Annotated in this window: 15 protein-coding genes; 8 read left to right on the top strand and 7 right to left on the bottom strand. The window is 66.4% G+C overall.

Annotated elements, in window-relative coordinates; all coding sequences use genetic code 11:
- Positions 1-8: 8 nt before the first annotated feature.
- The gene (gene rfbC / locus J2Y58_RS18755) at positions 9-590 is read right to left on the bottom strand and encodes a dTDP-4-dehydrorhamnose 3,5-epimerase (RefSeq protein WP_310106567.1); all 582 of its coding nucleotides are present in this window, start codon (positions 588-590) and stop codon (positions 9-11) included.
- A 128-nt stretch (positions 591-718) separates the two neighbouring features.
- On the opposite strand from rfbC, the gene J2Y58_RS18750 reads away from it, so the two are divergent.
- The 5 genes from J2Y58_RS18750 to J2Y58_RS18730 all read left to right on the top strand — a co-directional run bounded on the left by J2Y58_RS18750 (position 719) and on the right by J2Y58_RS18730 (position 6,629).
- Positions 719-1,756 carry a glycosyltransferase gene (locus J2Y58_RS18750; RefSeq protein WP_310106565.1) on the top strand — a complete coding sequence of 346 codons (1,038 nt, stop codon included), beginning with the start codon at positions 719-721 and terminating at the stop codon, positions 1,754-1,756.
- Between the two features lie 162 nt (positions 1,757-1,918).
- The gene (locus J2Y58_RS18745; protein ID WP_310106562.1) at positions 1,919-3,790 is read left to right on the top strand and encodes a hypothetical protein; all 1,872 of its coding nucleotides are present in this window, start codon (positions 1,919-1,921) and stop codon (positions 3,788-3,790) included.
- A gap of 546 nt (positions 3,791-4,336) precedes the next feature.
- A complete protein-coding gene (locus J2Y58_RS18740) occupies positions 4,337-4,555 on the top strand; it encodes a hypothetical protein (RefSeq protein WP_310106560.1) in 219 nt (72 codons plus the stop codon).
- A gap of 29 nt (positions 4,556-4,584) precedes the next feature.
- Positions 4,585-5,307: a response regulator gene (locus J2Y58_RS18735; protein ID WP_310106600.1), complete on the top strand. Its 723-nt coding sequence runs from the start codon at positions 4,585-4,587 to the stop codon at positions 5,305-5,307.
- Positions 5,304-6,629, top strand: a complete 1,326-nt coding sequence (locus J2Y58_RS18730) for an ATP-binding protein (RefSeq protein WP_310106558.1) — start codon at positions 5,304-5,306, stop codon at positions 6,627-6,629. The genes J2Y58_RS18735 and J2Y58_RS18730 overlap by 4 nt, the downstream gene beginning before the upstream one ends.
- 55 nt (positions 6,630-6,684) lie before the next feature.
- Here the strand turns inward: J2Y58_RS18730 and J2Y58_RS18725 are convergent, their stop codons facing one another.
- Positions 6,685-7,542, bottom strand: coding sequence for an intradiol ring-cleavage dioxygenase (locus tag J2Y58_RS18725; protein WP_310106597.1), 858 nt, complete (start codon positions 7,540-7,542; stop codon positions 6,685-6,687).
- A 172-nt stretch (positions 7,543-7,714) separates the two neighbouring features.
- Between J2Y58_RS18725 and J2Y58_RS18720 the strand changes: the two genes are divergently transcribed.
- The 3 genes from J2Y58_RS18720 (at position 7,715) to bamA (ending at position 11,235) form a co-directional block, all read left to right on the top strand.
- The gene (locus J2Y58_RS18720; RefSeq protein WP_310106556.1) at positions 7,715-8,047 is read left to right on the top strand and encodes a hypothetical protein; all 333 of its coding nucleotides are present in this window, start codon (positions 7,715-7,717) and stop codon (positions 8,045-8,047) included.
- A gap of 210 nt (positions 8,048-8,257) precedes the next feature.
- Positions 8,258-8,605, top strand: a complete 348-nt coding sequence (locus J2Y58_RS18715; protein ID WP_310106553.1) for a hypothetical protein — start codon at positions 8,258-8,260, stop codon at positions 8,603-8,605.
- A 77-nt stretch (positions 8,606-8,682) separates the two neighbouring features.
- Positions 8,683-11,235 (top strand): outer membrane protein assembly factor BamA, encoded by a 2,553-nt coding sequence (gene bamA, locus J2Y58_RS18710; protein ID WP_405053142.1) that lies wholly within the window; start codon positions 8,683-8,685, stop codon positions 11,233-11,235.
- 263 nt (positions 11,236-11,498) lie between these two features.
- Here bamA and J2Y58_RS18705 read toward each other — a convergent pair whose 3' ends face one another.
- From J2Y58_RS18705 to J2Y58_RS18685, 5 genes are all read right to left on the bottom strand, one after another.
- Positions 11,499-12,278 carry a DUF1206 domain-containing protein gene (locus tag J2Y58_RS18705; RefSeq protein ID WP_310106551.1) on the bottom strand — a complete coding sequence of 260 codons (780 nt, stop codon included), beginning with the start codon at positions 12,276-12,278 and terminating at the stop codon, positions 11,499-11,501.
- Between the two features lie 194 nt (positions 12,279-12,472).
- The gene (locus tag J2Y58_RS18700; protein ID WP_310106549.1) at positions 12,473-12,871 is read right to left on the bottom strand and encodes a response regulator; all 399 of its coding nucleotides are present in this window, start codon (positions 12,869-12,871) and stop codon (positions 12,473-12,475) included.
- The gene (locus J2Y58_RS18695; protein WP_310106546.1) at positions 12,868-14,760 is read right to left on the bottom strand and encodes an ATP-binding protein; all 1,893 of its coding nucleotides are present in this window, start codon (positions 14,758-14,760) and stop codon (positions 12,868-12,870) included. Before J2Y58_RS18695 ends, J2Y58_RS18700 begins: the two co-directional genes overlap by 4 nt.
- Complete coding sequence (locus tag J2Y58_RS18690; protein WP_310106544.1) at positions 14,757-14,927, bottom strand: helix-turn-helix transcriptional regulator; 171 nt, start codon at positions 14,925-14,927, stop codon at positions 14,757-14,759. The genes J2Y58_RS18695 and J2Y58_RS18690 overlap by 4 nt, the downstream gene beginning before the upstream one ends.
- A complete protein-coding gene (locus tag J2Y58_RS18685) occupies positions 14,854-15,366 on the bottom strand; it encodes a response regulator transcription factor (RefSeq protein ID WP_310106542.1) in 513 nt (170 codons plus the stop codon). The genes J2Y58_RS18690 and J2Y58_RS18685 overlap by 74 nt, the downstream gene beginning before the upstream one ends.
- Between the last annotated feature and the right edge of the window lie 97 nt (positions 15,367-15,463).

The following is a 15,463-nucleotide window of genomic DNA, read 5'->3' as shown; positions in this document are numbered from 1 at the left end:
GTCGGTCCTTACGCGAGCGGCGTCAGCGGACGCCCGTCATAGTCGAAGGGGCTGTCGAACTCGGCCAGCGTCAGTTGCACCTTGTCCTTGTCGCTCAGCTCGGGCGTGGCGCCGGCGGGGATCGGCCAGTCGATCCCGACCGAGTCCCAGCGGATCCCGCCGTCCGACGAAGGCGCATAGGTGTCCGAGCATTTGTAGGTCACCTCGCAATCCGGCTCGAGCGTGACGAAGCCGTGCGCGAAACCGATCGGGATGAACAGCTGGTGGCCGTTCTCGGCGGACAGCTCGGCACCGACCCACTGGCCGTACGTCGGCGAGCCGCGGCGGACGTCGACCGCAACGTCGTAAATGCGGCCGCGGATGCAGCGCACCAACTTGTCCTGGCCGCGCGGCGGCGTCTGGAAATGCAACCCGCGCAAGGTGAACGCCGGGGCCGACAGCGAGTGATTGTCCTGCACGAAGGTGCACTCGATACCCGATGCCGCAAAGGCCGGCACCGAATACACCTCGGTAAACCACCCGCGGGCATCGCCGAAGCGCCGTGGCCGGATCAGCTGCACCGGCGATGGAAGCGCATTGTCGGATGCCATATCGTCCCACTATCCCGGTTAAACCCTGTGCCGGGATGCGGCTGTACATGGGTGGCGTCGTCTCGTAAATATGCAACCAATCCCGTAACGATCGCATATACGGGGAAATATTGGCGCCGGAGCGTATAATGCAGCAGCAGCAGAGTCGCAACAACGCCGTGTCGGCCGTAGTCGTGGCGGTCACCTATGGCGATCGACTTCATCTCGTCAGGCAAGTCGTGGCCGGCGCCTTGCGTTTTGTATCGGTCGTCAAGATCATCATCGTCGATAACGGCAGCAAGCGTCCGGTGGCGGCATCGGACTTCGACGAACCCGAGAAAGTGGAAGTGCTCAGGTCCGAGACGAATCTAGGATCCGCTGCGGGATTTCGACTGGGGATCGAGCGCGCGTTGGCGTTGGAAGGCGTGCGCTACCTGTCCTTGCTGGATGACGATAACGTGGTCGGTGACGGCTATTACGACGAACTGGCAAGGCTGCATGAAGAACTTGGGGGCGGGGACGAGATCGCCTTCTCGGCAATCCGTACGGATCGCGAGCAGTACAAGCGACTTCTTTCGCAACCGCAGCATCCCTCGTACTTGCACGGCTCGTTCCTTGGCTTTGACGTTGCTGCGATTGCGAAACGCCTTGCCGGCCGGATAATGAAGACGGCTCGGCCAGCGTCGCCGTCACGGCTGCGCGCGATCGACCGCGCGCCGTACGGCGGCCTGTTCCTGACGCTCGCAGCGGCGCGGCGGATCGACCCGCCACGCCTCGACTTCGTGCTCTACGGCGACGACCACGAATATACGCGGCGGCTGACCCGGGCGGGCGTGACGATCTACCTGACCGACCATGCGCATGTCGTCGACGTCGACCAGTCGTGGAACGAGGTCAATGATCGCGGCTCGCGCTGGATCGACGTGAGCGCGCCGCAGTGGCGGATCTATTATGCCGCACGAAACCAGCATTTTCTCGAGCTGTCGGAGGCCGGCGGCAAGGCGGCGCTGCGGATGAACCGGCTCGCGTTGAAGGCGCGGCTCTATGCCGAGGCGCTGGCGCGGCATCGCAGCCCATCCAAGGCGGCACGCGCGATGCGGACGCTGAACCTTGCGATCCGCCATGCGAAGCGCGGCCAGCTCGGCGCGAACGAGGAGTTCCGCATCCCGTTCTCGTCGGGAAATTAGCCGATACGAGCGTGGGACGCGACCGAAGCGGTCGCCAATCGCTTGGCGCGTGAGCGTGCGCGGGGTAAGCTGCCCCGTCGGGCCGGATCAAGAGCGAAGGTGTTGATCGATGCCGACAGATCGTTCCAGCGTAGCGTTCCCGATCATGCGAGGTACAGGGGAATGACGTGGATCGCAGCGTTGCGCACGCTGATCGTCGCCGCGGCGGCCGTTGCGAGTTGCTGCTCCCCGGCGCCCTCCAAGGCGCAGAACGAGCGGGGCGGCAGCTGGGCCGAGATGGCGACCGCGAACCGGCACAGCGATGCCGTGGGCGCCGGCGTGACGCTGGGCTGGAACGGCGCGGATGGACAACCGGTATCCGTCGCGGTCGTCGCACCGCGACTGGCCGGCCGGCCGGTCGAAGCGATTGCACCAGCCGCGGGGGACAACGGTCCGGCGATCCGTGCGGCGCTGGAAAAACTACCCGCGAGCGGCGGCGGGACGTTGCGGCTGGCGCCGGGCACCTACCGGGTCGCGGCCAGCTCGCCTGCGGTAATGCTCGAAGGGCTGAACGACGTGCTGATCGACGGGCGCGGCGCACGGATCGTCTTTGCGACGTGGGGCGACGGCTTCATGATCCGCAACGCGGCGCGTATCGCGATCAAGGGACTATCGCTCGGCTATGCGCAGCCGGCCGTGATCGCGGCGACGGTGCGCCGTACAGGATCCGGCAACCAGTTAGAGCTCGACCCCGGCCAGCGCGATCTTCCGGGGCGCGCGATCGCCTACCAGGTCACCGGCTACGACCGGGCAAGCGGCACCGCGCTGCCGGGCGGACGGCGATTGTTGCTGGGGCGGGGCGGGGCGGCGCTCAACCCGGCGGCCGGCGGTCGCCTGACGCTCGCATCGGCGACCCTCGACCAGTTCGCGGATGGTGACGCGGTGGAGATCAAGCTAGCATATTACAAGGGCGCCGCGATCCGGATCGCGGATACCGACAAGCCGGTGACGCACGATGTGACGATCGACGGCGTGACGGTGAGCGACTCGGCCGGTGCGGCGATCGCGGTCGATTTGATGGGACGCGGGCTGGCGGTGCTGAACTCGCGGATCGGCGTACGCACGGGCCGGTCGTCGATCGTGACGATCGCGTATGACGCGCTGCACGTCACGGCGATGACCGGCGACATCCTGTTGCGCGACAACGTGTTTACGGCCAGCGGCGACGATGCGATCAATCTCGGCAGCCCGATCTTCGACGTGGCGACCGGCGGCGGCGCGACGACCCTCGCGACCAAGACGGGCGGCGTCTATCCGGGGGCGGAGCTGGCGTTCTTCGATTCCGGCCTGCGCTGGCTCGGCAATGCGCGGATCAGCGAGCGGGGGCCGCGCGACGCCGCCAATCGCATGAAGGTGTCGCTGGACGCGCCGTTGCCGGCGGGCACTCGCTATGCCCGCAACATGGCGTTGCTCGCCAGTCGCTATGCGGTGGTCGGTAACGACGTGTCGCGATGCCAGTGCCACGGGCTGCTGGTGCAGGGGCCGAACGGGTTGGTGCGCGAGAACCGCTTCGCGGGCCTGCGCGCCAACGCGATCCGGCTGGTGGTGAGCGCGTGGTGGCACGAAGGGTCGGGCGCGCAGAACGTCGTGGTCGAGCGCAACCAGGTGCGCGACACCGGCGACGACGGGCGGCGCGGGGTCGTGTGGGCGGCGATCACCGCTTATGGCGAACTGGGCGACGGTGGCGGGCAGAATCAGCCGCCGGTCGCGCGACAGCCGCTCAACGGCGGATTGCTGATCCGCGACAACGACATCGCGCAGGTCGCGCAAGGGTGCATCTCGATCGCGAGCAGCGCGGATGTGCGGCTGTCCGGCAATCGCTGCGCCGCGGTCAACCAGGCGCTCGATCGCGGGCAGTTGATGGTGGAGCGGAGCGACGCGGCGGCCGGGTTGCGACGCATGCCCGCCAAAACGGCTTATCTGGCGAGCGGCGACGGCGTGTGGATCGATCCGCTGTCGACGACCGACGTCCGGGTCGACGGCGCAGCACGATGACCCCCGGGCCGTTTAGCGGCGAGCGGTGGATATGGCGCGCCCCGCATGGCGGAGGTGTGGACTCAGAGTAGGGCGACCTTGAACGCCTGATCCTCGTGCGTGCCGTGGGTCACCTCGCCGATTACGCGCGCGCCGGTGAACGTTCCGACCAACGGTGCGAGCTCGACACCGTTCGGCTCGCTCGCCGTAAGGGGGTGGCCGTGTTGCTTCAGCTACGCGATGGCCGCCGTTCCGTCAGGATCGATGGCCGGCGCGGTCGCCATCAGCGTCATACTCATCGGCGCGATGAGAAAGCATCGCATGTATGAGCGCCCCCCGGGCGGCACTGTCGTGGAAGCTTGTGACCGGCAACGATCAGGGTCGACTTCGCGTATCCCCGCCGGCCCGACTGATCGGCCGAAGTCGCGGTGGCGAAAGCGGCTCGGCAATGTCGCGACTCGGGTCAACTGGCCTGGCCGGACCCAACGAGAATACAGATCGTCACGCCAGGACACATGCGAGAAACGATCGGCCGCCATCACGCGATCCTTCACAAGGGAGATCGTGATGTTCGATCGTCAGAGGGAATTTGCCTTCGCCAGCCGGCGTGCGCGGCAGGAGGAGATCGCCGCCATCAATGCGCGCGGAGCGGCCGCCGCCGCCGTGCACCATGAATTGGCGCGCCTGTACGCCACACGAGCGATGTCGGCTTTGCATGGTGGCGACCGCGCGATCCTCTCTCCGCACGCTGCGGCTACGCCAGGACCCGAGTTCACGCTATGCTGAGCATCGATCTGATCGAGCGGGAGCCGGCGATGGGAGGACAGGTGGAGGATGAGGCAACGAGGCCGCACATCCTCGTCGTCGATGACGATGGCGAGATCCGTCGCTTGCTGGCGGACGCGTTCGACATGCGCGGCTTCCGTGCCAGCACCGCCGCGAACACGCGCGAGATGGACCAGGTGATGCTGCGCGATCCGGTCGATCTGATCGTGCTCGACGTCATGATGCCTGGGGAAGACGGCGTCTCCGCTTGCCGCCGCCTCGCTGCGCAGGGCGGGCCGCCGATCGTATTCCTCAGTGCGTTGGGCGAGGAGAGCGACCGGGTCCTGGGTCTCGAATTGGGCGCCAGCCACTACCTGCCGAAACCGTGCAGCGCGCGTGAAGTGATCGCGACCGTCCGCGCGGCGCTGCGCACGCGGGAGCAATCCACCGAAACGGGTGGCATGACGTTTCTCTTCAACGGATGGGTGATGGACGTCGCGGCGCATGAATTGACCGATCCAGACGGCGTGCTGATCGGTCTCACAGACGGTGAGTTCGCGTTGCTGCGGGCGTTGGTGGAGCGGCCGCGACGCGTGCTGTCACGTGAGCAGTTGCTGGAGGCAGCGCGCGGCCCGGACACGGACGCCTTCGACCGCGCCGTGGATGTTCAGATCAGCCGGCTGCGGCGCAAGCTTCGCACGACGGGTGACGAGATGATCCGGACCGTAAGGCACGAAGGCTATCTGTTCGTTCCCGCTGTGACCCGACGGTGACTTGGCAGCCGTTCGCGACCGGCACGGTCTTCGTCCGTGTGTTGGGCGTCATGCTTGGATGCGCAGCGGCGGTGCAGCTTGTCAGTTTCGCGCTGCACCTCGCGCTCGGACCACCGCCGCCTCGGCTATACAGCCTGGGCGAGGTGGCTGCCGTGCTGCGCGGCGCCCCGGACACGACCGGTGAGGTCAAGGTTTCGATCGATGCGGAGCCGCCGGAAACGCGCGATCCGATGGCGCGTGCGCTGACGCGGGCACTGGCCATTCAGCTTGGGCGGTCGCTGGCCGACGTGCGGGTCGGCCAGTCTTCGCCTCCCCGCATCGTCGGGGGACCGCCGGGCGAACCCGGTCCGGCCCGGCGCGAAGATGCCGCTCCCGACGTTCGTGACGGCGTGCTGGTTGGGGATTTTGTCGCGGCGGTGCGGCAGGCAGATGGGCGGTGGCTGACGGCGCAGCCTGCGAACAGCCGCACGAATGCCTGGCTGGGACGCTCGACCGTGTGGCTGCTCGCCGCGCTCCTGACGGCCATCCCGTTCGCCTGGGTGCTGGCGCGATGGGTCGCACGCCCTATCGGCGTCTTCGCCGCCGCGGCGGAGAGGATCGGCAGGGACCCGCGGGCAGCCCCGCTGCCGATAGAAGGGCCCGCAGAGATCGCGCATGCCGCGGCCGCGTTCAACGAGATGCAGCGGCGGCTGAACCAGTACGTCGAGGATCGTACGCTGATGATCGGTGCGATCGCGCACGACCTGCGCACGCCGCTGATGCGCCTTTCGCTCCGGCTGGAAAACGCGCCGCTCACGGTCCGCGACGGGTGCGAGCGCGACATCGCCGATATGCAGGCGATGATCCGCGCTACCGCCGATTACGTACAGGACGTGACAAGGGTGGGCGCGCGGCGTCGTCTCGATCTGCACACCCTGGCGGAAAGCGTGGTCGATGATTACGCCGACCGGGGCGAGCCGGTCACCTTCCAGGGCGGCGACGGCGTGATCGTCGAAGGAGATGCCGCGGCGTTGCGTTCAGTGCTGGACAATCTGATCGAGAACGCGCTCCGTTACGCTGGCGCAGCGGAGGTGCATCTTCGATCTGATGGTCCGCACGCGGTGCTTGAGGTCGTCGATCGCGGCCCAGGCGTGCCGGAGGAGGAACTCGCGCGTGTGTTCGAGCCGTTCTATCGCGGCGAACGTTCGCGCAATCGTGACACCGGCGGCATCGGATTGGGGCTCGCAAGCGTACGCGGGGTGGCGCGCGCGCATGGCGGTGATGCCTCGCTCGCCAATCGCGCCGGCGGCGGAGCGGTCGCCAGGGTCGTCCTGCCGGTCTGATGGAGTGAACTGACGGGAAGCGGCGGCGCGGTCGCGCTCGCCGCCCACGTTGTGGCTATCGCGCGAGGCCGATGATCGCTGCGGCGGTGTAGCCGGTGCTCGCGCTGCCCGACATGGTGAGCGTCTGCTGCACGATCTGCGCCGCCGTGTTGTCGCCGAAGAGGCTGTCGCTAGCCGGCGAGGTGCCGATGCGAGCCAGATTGGTCGCGCTGGACGGATAGCTCGCGGTATCTGCGAATACCTCGTTGCACACGTTCGTTGGTATGGCGAGCTGCGAAATTAGGCTGGCGTAGCGGCCGCTGGTGGCCGAGGCGAGTGAGGAGAAGACCTCGAAATGGATGTGCGGCCAACGTCCCGGATAGCAGCCGGGCACGATCAGCGTGAACGTCACCCGTCCATTAGCATCGGTGACCTGCACGCCGCGCAGGTAACTTTCGGCTGGCAGCGTATAAAGAGAGTAGTTACCCTGCCGATCGCAGCACCAAATGTAGATGGCGTACCCTGACAAAGGCGCGCAAGTGGCGTTCACGTTGACGATCGTCAGCGTCAAGGTCATCTGCACACCCGATGCGGTCGCGGTGGGCGTTCCCAGGAACGACGAGCGGATGTCCGACCTGACGATGCCGACTGACGTGAGCGCGTTCGACGTCGAGCCGCTCGACGTGTTGGTCCCGTCAGCCGGGTAGGGACCGTTGGTCTCCGTCGCGTCCGCGACGCACCCGGCAGAGGACGCAGGAGTTGGGGTCGAGGTCGGCGTAGGTGTAGGTGACGGAGTCGGCGTGGCGACGGTGGTCACCGACCCGGCATCGGACAACCCGGCGCTTTCGGCGCCTCCGCAGCCTGTTGCAAGCGCGGCCACTCCCGTCCCGGCGAACCATTGCAGCATCCGCCGCCGGCCGACCAGTTTCCCCATCGCGGCCAGATCTTCGTTCAATCCGTGGCCGTGATCAGATTCATGCTCGTTGTCACTGTCGGGCAAGCGGGAGCTCCTGTTCCTGAGAAGGAAGCAGCGTAGGATCGGTACGTAACTGCGATGTTTCAGGAATCGGCCGCCATATTTCGTCGCTCATGACGGCGAACCAGGCGTGACCCGCCACGAAACCGGAAGGCCGGGCAACATAGCGAAATCCGCTGGAAACCTCAGCCGGCTACATGGACGCGATCATCCTGAACGAGAGACGATCGTGCACGCCACCGCTTCATCCGTGTCATCCTGCGACCCGCTGGCGGCGCAGGCGCTGCTTGATCGCGAGCTTCGCCGGGTTCGCCGGGTCGCGACCATGCTGCATGATCAGAGTTCGACCGCTGATCTCACTGCCTATGAGCGCGACCTGGAAGCGCAGCTCTCACGGACCCGCGCCGCGATCGAAGCGCTCGGCGCTGCCCTGCGGACCATGCCGTTCGATCGCCAGCGATAGCGGCACACCTGTGGCCGTCGACCTCTCGGCGGCACGGCAACGCTTGGTAGCGGATGCAAGCTCTCCGGCGTCGTCAGCAGAGCCACGCAGGTACCGACATGCCGGCGCCACATCGGATACGTTCAGCAACAACCGCGACATTCGCATGCTGGTTCGCCGTGCCAGTCAAAGCAGGCGGCGCTCGGAGCCGCGTGCAACACGAGACCTGTCATGCATCTCACCTCGCGTGTCCTTACCGCTCCCACATTGGACCGTCCGGCGACCAAGGCGGCTTCCGCAACCGACGCGGTGCCGGTGGTCGACAATCCGTTCGCACCTGAATTGTTCATGACCGGGGTCAGCGGCTTCGCAAACCTGGGCGGCGTGGTGGGCATCACGCTCGAGAGCGCGCGCGCCGATCATAGCCATCCGCAGCCGCGTCCCGAGCGCATGGTGGTGGCGCGCCTGTTGATGTCGATCCCGACCGCACAGATGCTGGTCACGGCGCTCAACCACTATCTCGAGGCGCAAGGGCATAGCCCCTCCAAGGCGATGGCCGCGGACGCCACCTTCCAGTGAGCCTCGCCATCAAGGGCCCCGTGCCCGTCGTGTGGCGACGGCCGTCGCGCTGGTCGCTGGGCGGTGCATTGCTACTGGTGACAGGTACGCTGTTTCCAGCCGGTGCGATCGGTCAGCCGAAGGCAAGCGGCGCCCCGCTTCCTACGGCGCCGACCCGGAGGATCACCTCGCTGCGCGTCGAGGGTACGCAGCGGATCGAGCCGGAGACGGCGCTGAGCTATACCAAGCTGCGGCAGGGCGACACGTACACCAACGAGACGCTGGATCAGGCGATCAAGGACCTGTACGCCAGCGACCTGTTCGCCGACGTGCAGATCGACGGCGCCGCGACCGGCAACATCGTGATCCGGGTGCGCGAGAACCCGATCATCAACCGCGTCATCTTCGAGGGCAACAAGCGCCTGAAGGAAGACAAGATCGGCAAGGAGGTCCGCCTGAAGCCGCGGCAGATCTTCACCCGCTCGGCGGTGCGCGCCGACGTGGCGCGGATCATCGAGCTGTACCGCCGCCAGGGCCGTTTCGCCGCGACGGTGCAGCCGAAGATGGTCAGCCTCGACCAGAACCGCGTCGACGTGATCTTCGAGGTCAGCGAGGGGCCGAAGTCCAAGGTCCGCCAGATCAACATCATCGGCAACAAGGTGTTCGACGCCGGCAAGCTGCGCGCGCAGATGGCGACGAAGGAAGCGCGCTTCTATCGCCTGCTGTCGTCGGGGACGTCGTACGACCAGGACCGGCTGGCCTACGACCAGCAGAAGCTGCGGCAATTCTACCTGACGGAGGGCTATGCCGACTTCCGCGTGACCTCGGCGGTGGCCGAGCTGACGCCGGACCGCAAGGACTTCATCATCACCTACGTGGTCGAGGAAGGCCCGCGCTACAAGTTCGGCGACGTGACGGTCGACAGCGACATCCGCGACTTCGACGGCAAGAAGCTGGCCGCCGGGCTGCCGATCAAGAAGGGCGACTGGTACAACGCCAAGCTGGTCGAGGACACGGTCGACAATCTGAGCGAGACGGCCGGGCTGTTCGGCTATGCGTTCAGCGACGTGTCGCCGGAATTCCAGCGCGACCGCGACGCGCTGACCATGTCGATCAACTTCCACATCGGCCAGGCGCAGCGCACCTATGTCGAGCGGGTCGACATCACCGGCAACACGCAGACGCAGGACAAGGTGATCCGGCGCGAGGTGCGGCTGGGCGAGGGCGATGCGTTCAACAGCTTCCAGGTGAAGCGTTCGCAGGACCGCATCAACTCGCTGGGCTTCTTCCAGGACAAGTTCGAGATCAAGCAGACGCCCGGATCGGCCGCCGACCGCGTCGTGCTGGAGGCGAACGTCGAGGAGCGATCCAGCGGGGAGCTGCAATTGTCCGCGGGCTACTCAAGCCTCGAAAACCTGCTGTTGCAGGCAAGCCTGACACAGCGCAACTTCCGTGGGCAGGGGCAGGAACTGCGGCTGAGCGGGACGCTGTCGAGCTATTCCAAATCCGTGAACCTGGGCTTCACCGAACCCTATCTTCTCGACCGGAACATCGCGTTCGGCGGCGACCTCTTCCGGCGCGACTATCGCTCGTACAGCACGCTGGGCGACACTGACAGCACCACCTATCAACAGGTGTCGACCGGCTTGCAGCTACGCACCGGTATTCCGCTGGACGAATTCTGGCAGTTGTCGGGGCGCTACACGCTCAGCTACGATCAAGTGTCGCTCGACGAGGGCACCTACTACACCGACGGGCGCTGCGACCCGGTGCTCGCCGGGCAGTATCTGTGCGACGCGCTGGGCAATCGTTGGACGTCGTCGATCGGCTATTCGCTGATCCACGACAGCCTCAACAGCCGGCTGCGCCCGACCGCGGGCGACCGCTTCACCTTCAGCCAGGATATAGCCGGCCTGGGCGGAGACGTGCGCTACATCCGCACGCGGATCGAGGCGGCGAAATACTGGGGCTTGGGCAAGAACTTCGTGCTGAGCGCGCAGGCGGATGGCGGTCACATCGAGGGGCTGGGACAGGACGTGCTGCTGACCGACCGGTTCTTCCTCGGCGATCCGCAACTCCGCGGCTTCGACATTCGCGGCATCGGCCCGCGGGTCACGCGGCAATCCTATGACACGTCGGTCGTCCCGGCCACGCTCTCCACCGGCACCGACACGACGACGCAGGATGCGCTCGGCGGCACCAGCTACTATCATGCACGATTCGAGCTTGAACTGCCGCTGGGTGCGGGCGCGCGCGAAATGGGACTGCGGCCGTCGATCTATCTCGATGCCGGCGCCATCTTCGGCGGTCGTACGCCGACGTTGACCGATACCTGCGCCGCATCGATCGCTGCCGGGACCGCCTGTACCGTCCCGACGCGGCAATACCGCGACAGCAGCGGTAACCCGCTGTATCTCGACGCGGACGGCCTCTCGACGACGGTGAACACCGGGACGCCCTACACCTACACGCTGGGTGCCTATCGGGAAACGTATCAGGGCAACAGCGCGTCGCCGCGTTTGTCGGTCGGTGTCGGCATCAACTGGACGTCGCCGTTCGGACCACTGCGCATCGATTTGGCGAAGGCGCTGCTGAAGCAGCCCGGCGACGACACGAAGCTTGTCACCTTCAACGTCGGTACGCAATTCTGAGATCGGATTCGGGCACCGGATCGTCGGCGCCCAGCCGGTCGGCGTTCACGTGAACCATGTCACGTCCCGCTTCTTTAGAAACGGTTGCGACCTGCAGTGCTTCCACCGGATCCCGTCAGCAGCGGGAGGCATAGGAGATGGTATGGCCGATCGGCGCAAAGGCGTGACAACCCATGACGATGCGCACGGCGTAGGCCCAGGCGCCTGAGAGAGGGAAGGGAGGAGATGCCAGGGTTCACGCAACGATGGTGATGGTCGCGCGCTTACCCGAAGCGCCGCGCCACCGCGTCGATCGGCACGTCGTGCAACCGGCGGAAGCGCGCCTCGACCAAGCTGAACATCCCGAAGCCCAGCAATCCGGCGCCAACGATCAGATCAAAGGGGTGGTTCAGCCATCCCAGCACGCGCGCCATGCCGCCGGTGCCGCTCGCCTGCTCTTCGATGCCCGCGTTGAGCAGCAGCCAGCCGGCGATCAGGAATACGATGCCGCGCGCGGCATAGCCCGCCCGCCCACTCCACCGCACCCATGGACGCCGACCGATCTGCGGATCGAGATAGCGGAGGAACGAGCCCTTCGCCGCCTTCACGATCTGCACGGCGCCGAGCGCGAACAGCATTGCCGCGCCGACCATGACGAGCGCCCAGCCGCCGGGCAGCCGGAGCGCCATCTGCGTGCCTTCCCGCGTACTGTCGCCGGAAAGAGCCGCGCCGCGCATCAGCTTGACCGCCTGCCACGCGAGCGTGAGGTGGACGATGCCGCTGACGCCCGCTCCGACGCGTTCTGCCCACCCTTTGCGATCCGAGCCGTGCCGCTCGATGTCCCATGCAGCATCGGCCAGCCGCCAGATGCCATAGGCCACCAAACCAACGGTCAGGATGCCGAGCAGGACCTGGCCGCCGCCCTGACCGAGTAACTCCAAGGCGCCGCTGGGGTCTTCTGCGCGTCCGGTTCGCAGAATCAGCGTGGCGATGACGAGGTAGAGCAGGCCACGCGTGGCAAATCCCACTCGCGTCAGGAGTGTCAGTCGGCCGTTGGCGTTCATGAATGTGTCTCCGATCGACCGGAAAACTCAAGGTTCTCCCGGTCGTTCCAATGGTGCAATGAGGCACGAGGCGTTCAATCGGGCGAAGCACCAGCCCAGCCGCATCCAATAGTGACCGTTGCGCCCGCGGGGTGATCGGCGTCTGGCGCAGTGGTCGATTGCTACTCCTGTCATGACGACAGCCGAGAAGCCGATTACGACCCTACGGAGGAGACCCGACCGGACAGCAGCGTGCGAACCTGCTCGACGAGCGTCAGCGGCGCGAATGGCTTGACGATCACGCCCTGTGCACCGGCGGCGCGCAACATCGAGAGTTCGCGGTCGCGGCTATGCGCCGTCATGAAGATCACCGGGAGGTCGGGCATGACGTGCCGGAGAAGGGTGAGCAGCGACGGGCCGTCGATGTCGGGCATCGTCACGTCGAGCAGGGCGGCGTCTACCTCTCCTCCGCCCGCCCGAAGCGACGCCAACGCCTCCGTGCCTGAGCCGACGACGGTCAACGTGATCGTCGGGTCGAGTCCGAGCGCCAGCGCGACGATCGCGCGTATGTCGGGGTCGTCATCGACGAACAGCAAGCGCAGCGGGCCGGTCATGCCATGTCCCTCCGTTGATCGAGCAGTCGGCGCACCGTGGCCGCCACGGTTTCCATGTCGTCGCACCCCTTCCGAAGCACCGCGGCAGCGCGAACGGCGAGCGTCGCGGAGACCTCCTGCCCCGACAGGATGACGATCGGCAGCGGCTGACCCTGATCGTCGAGGAGGTCGGGGATGAGTTCCGGCCCGTGGCCGTCCACGACATCCATGTCGAGCAGTGCCAGGCGGAGGCATCGTTCCCCCAAGATCCTGCGTGCCTCCGCCAAGCCGCTGGCGGGCATCACGTGCGCTACGTCGCGGAGCGCGGTGGCGACTGTCGCGCGCAGGTCTGCATCGTCCTCGAGATGCAGGATCACGGGGAGCGCCGTGTCCTGTACCGGCAGCGGCGCGGTGGCGCCGAGCAGCGGCAGGGCGAACAGGAAGCGTGTTCCGCCATCCTTTCGATCTTCGAACCAGATGCTGCCGTCCAGCCGCCGCACGATCTCACGCGAGATCGCAAGGCCGAGACCGGTTCCTCCGGTGTCGCGCTGCGACTGGAAGCGGTCGAACAGTCGGGAGCGAATGTTTGCCGGAACGCCAGGACCGCGATCTGCGACCGTGACAATCGCGCGCCGTTCGCGCGTATAGGCGCGCAACGTGACCTCGCTGCCGGCAGGCGACGCCTGAATGGCATTCGAGATCAAGTTGGTGACGACCTGCAACAAGCGACCGGCGTCTCCTCGCACCACCAGTGGTCCGGCGGTGTGGGCCTGATGCAGGCGCACCTCGTGACGCCGTGCCAGCCCCTCGCTATCGAGTGCCGCCTGCGCCACGATGTCGCGAAGTTCGAGCGGCTCGCGCGTCATCGCCAACTGTCCGGTACCGATCCGGTCGATGTCGAGGATGTCGTTGACGAGCCGGATCAACCGTCGTGCATTGTTGTCCGCGATTTCGATCAACCGTCGTGCTGACGGCGAGCAATCATCCTCCGTACCCGCGCGCAGCAATGCCAGCGAACCGACCAGCGACGTCAGCGGGGTACGCAATTCATGACTGACGGTCGAGATCAGTTCGTCCTTGGCCCGCTCGGCCCGGATCCGCTCGGACGCATCGCGCAGCGACAGCACCAGATGGTCGCCGTCGCATGCGCGCATAATGCCAACGGCGATGTCGACGATGACGTCGCGACCATCGCGGTGACGAACCGGCTGATCGGAAAGGAACATGCGATCCGTCCCGCTCCCGACCAGATCAAGGTCAAGCGAGAGGACGGTGGAAATATCACTACCTTCCAGTTCATCGACGGCATATCCGAGCAGAGTGCTGCTTGCGGGGTTGGTCATCTCGATCATGCCGTCAGGCGCGACGATCAGCAGTGTGTCCGTGGTGCTGGCCAGAATCGCGGCGTGGCGTTCCGCGCCCTCGAAGGCGGCGATCGCCGCTCGATGATGATCGTTCTGCGCCTGCGAGAGCGCGAGGATGATGCCGAGCGTGATCAGGGTGACGAGCACGCCGGTAATGACCAGCAGCTCGTAGCCATCGTTGCGGTGCTCGGCGAAAGCGGTGAAGCGATCGGCGGCGCGCGCGCGCTCGGCCGTTACGGCATGCGCCACCGCGCGGCGCAATGCGGCCTGGTCACCCGCCCGCGCGACCGCAGCGATCTCATCGTCCACACCGGCCAGCAGACGTTCGACGGCCGCACGACTGTCGGCATCCTTGACCGCTGACGCAAGGATCAGCAACGCCCGCTCGCGCTGGAACGAATCCGTTGCCGCCGCCTGGGCCGACAGCGAGCGGGAATGTTCCACACCGATCCAGCCGATCAGCAGCGACACGACCATGGGGGTCAGCAAGGCGATGACGATCAGCCGCCATCGCGATTGCGGGGCTGGCCGCGTCGGCGGATTCACCGACCCGCGCGTCCGATCAACGGCTGTGCTGCCAGCAATGCCTGCGCGCGGTTGTGGACGCCAAGTTTGCGGAAGATGGCGGTCATATGGGCCTTAATGGTAGCCTCGGTTACGCCAAGGTCGCCCGCGATCTCCTTGTTTGCGCGCCCATCGGCCAGTGCCAGCAAGACCGCACGCTGCGCAGTGGACAGGCTCGCCAAGCGCGCGCGCAGGTCGGCGACATCGGACGTCCGTGGACGCGGGGGGAAAGACTGTCTGACCGGCGTCGATCCGCCGCAGCCGGTCGGCAATGTCGTCAAGCGGCAGGCTTTTGAAGAGGAACCCTGCGGCGCCGATCGCCCGCGCGGCTTCGATGAGTCGCGGCTCCTCGCTGGCGGTGACGACGACGATCGGGGTCTTCGGCGCCTGCATCTGCAGGGTGAGCAGGCCCGAGAAACCATGCGCATCGGGAAGCTGGAAATCGAGCAGGATCATCCGCAGCGACATGCGCTCCGCGGCCGCACGAGCTTCGTCGATCGAGCCCGCTGCGACGATCGATGCCCCCGGCAGCGCAACCCGCGCGGCCATTGCAAGACCTTCGCGGGTCAGCGGATGATCGTCCGCCACCAGTGAGCAGCCCCCACCGGGTGGTCCGGGTTGTCAGTTAGTGCATTGTGGTCTTCGCCGCCATTGCCGGGCGTAGGTGGAGCGAAGCGGAACCGGA

This window comes from Sphingomonas sp. BE138 (genome assembly GCF_031456125.1).
GTDB lineage: Bacteria > Pseudomonadota > Alphaproteobacteria > Sphingomonadales > Sphingomonadaceae > Sphingomonas.
This window is presented reverse-complemented; position numbering and strand designations above follow the sequence as displayed.

Coding starts and splice junctions, on each gene's coding strand:
- J2Y58_RS18700 (WP_310106549.1), bottom strand. CDS start 12,871: ATGACCGGCCCGCTGCGCTTGCTGTTCGTCGATGACGACCCCGACATA.
- rfbC (WP_310106567.1), bottom strand. CDS start 590: ATGGCATCCGACAATGCGCTTCCATCGCCGGTGCAGCTGATCCGGCCA.
- J2Y58_RS18715 (WP_310106553.1), top strand. CDS start 8,258: ATGCATCTCACCTCGCGTGTCCTTACCGCTCCCACATTGGACCGTCCG.
- J2Y58_RS18740 (WP_310106560.1), top strand. CDS start 4,337: ATGTTCGATCGTCAGAGGGAATTTGCCTTCGCCAGCCGGCGTGCGCGG.
- J2Y58_RS18745 (WP_310106562.1), top strand. CDS start 1,919: ATGACGTGGATCGCAGCGTTGCGCACGCTGATCGTCGCCGCGGCGGCC.
- J2Y58_RS18750 (WP_310106565.1), top strand. CDS start 719: ATGCAGCAGCAGCAGAGTCGCAACAACGCCGTGTCGGCCGTAGTCGTG.
- J2Y58_RS18735 (WP_310106600.1), top strand. CDS start 4,585: ATGGGAGGACAGGTGGAGGATGAGGCAACGAGGCCGCACATCCTCGTC.
- J2Y58_RS18705 (WP_310106551.1), bottom strand. CDS start 12,278: ATGAACGCCAACGGCCGACTGACACTCCTGACGCGAGTGGGATTTGCC.
- J2Y58_RS18725 (WP_310106597.1), bottom strand. CDS start 7,542: ATGGGGAAACTGGTCGGCCGGCGGCGGATGCTGCAATGGTTCGCCGGG.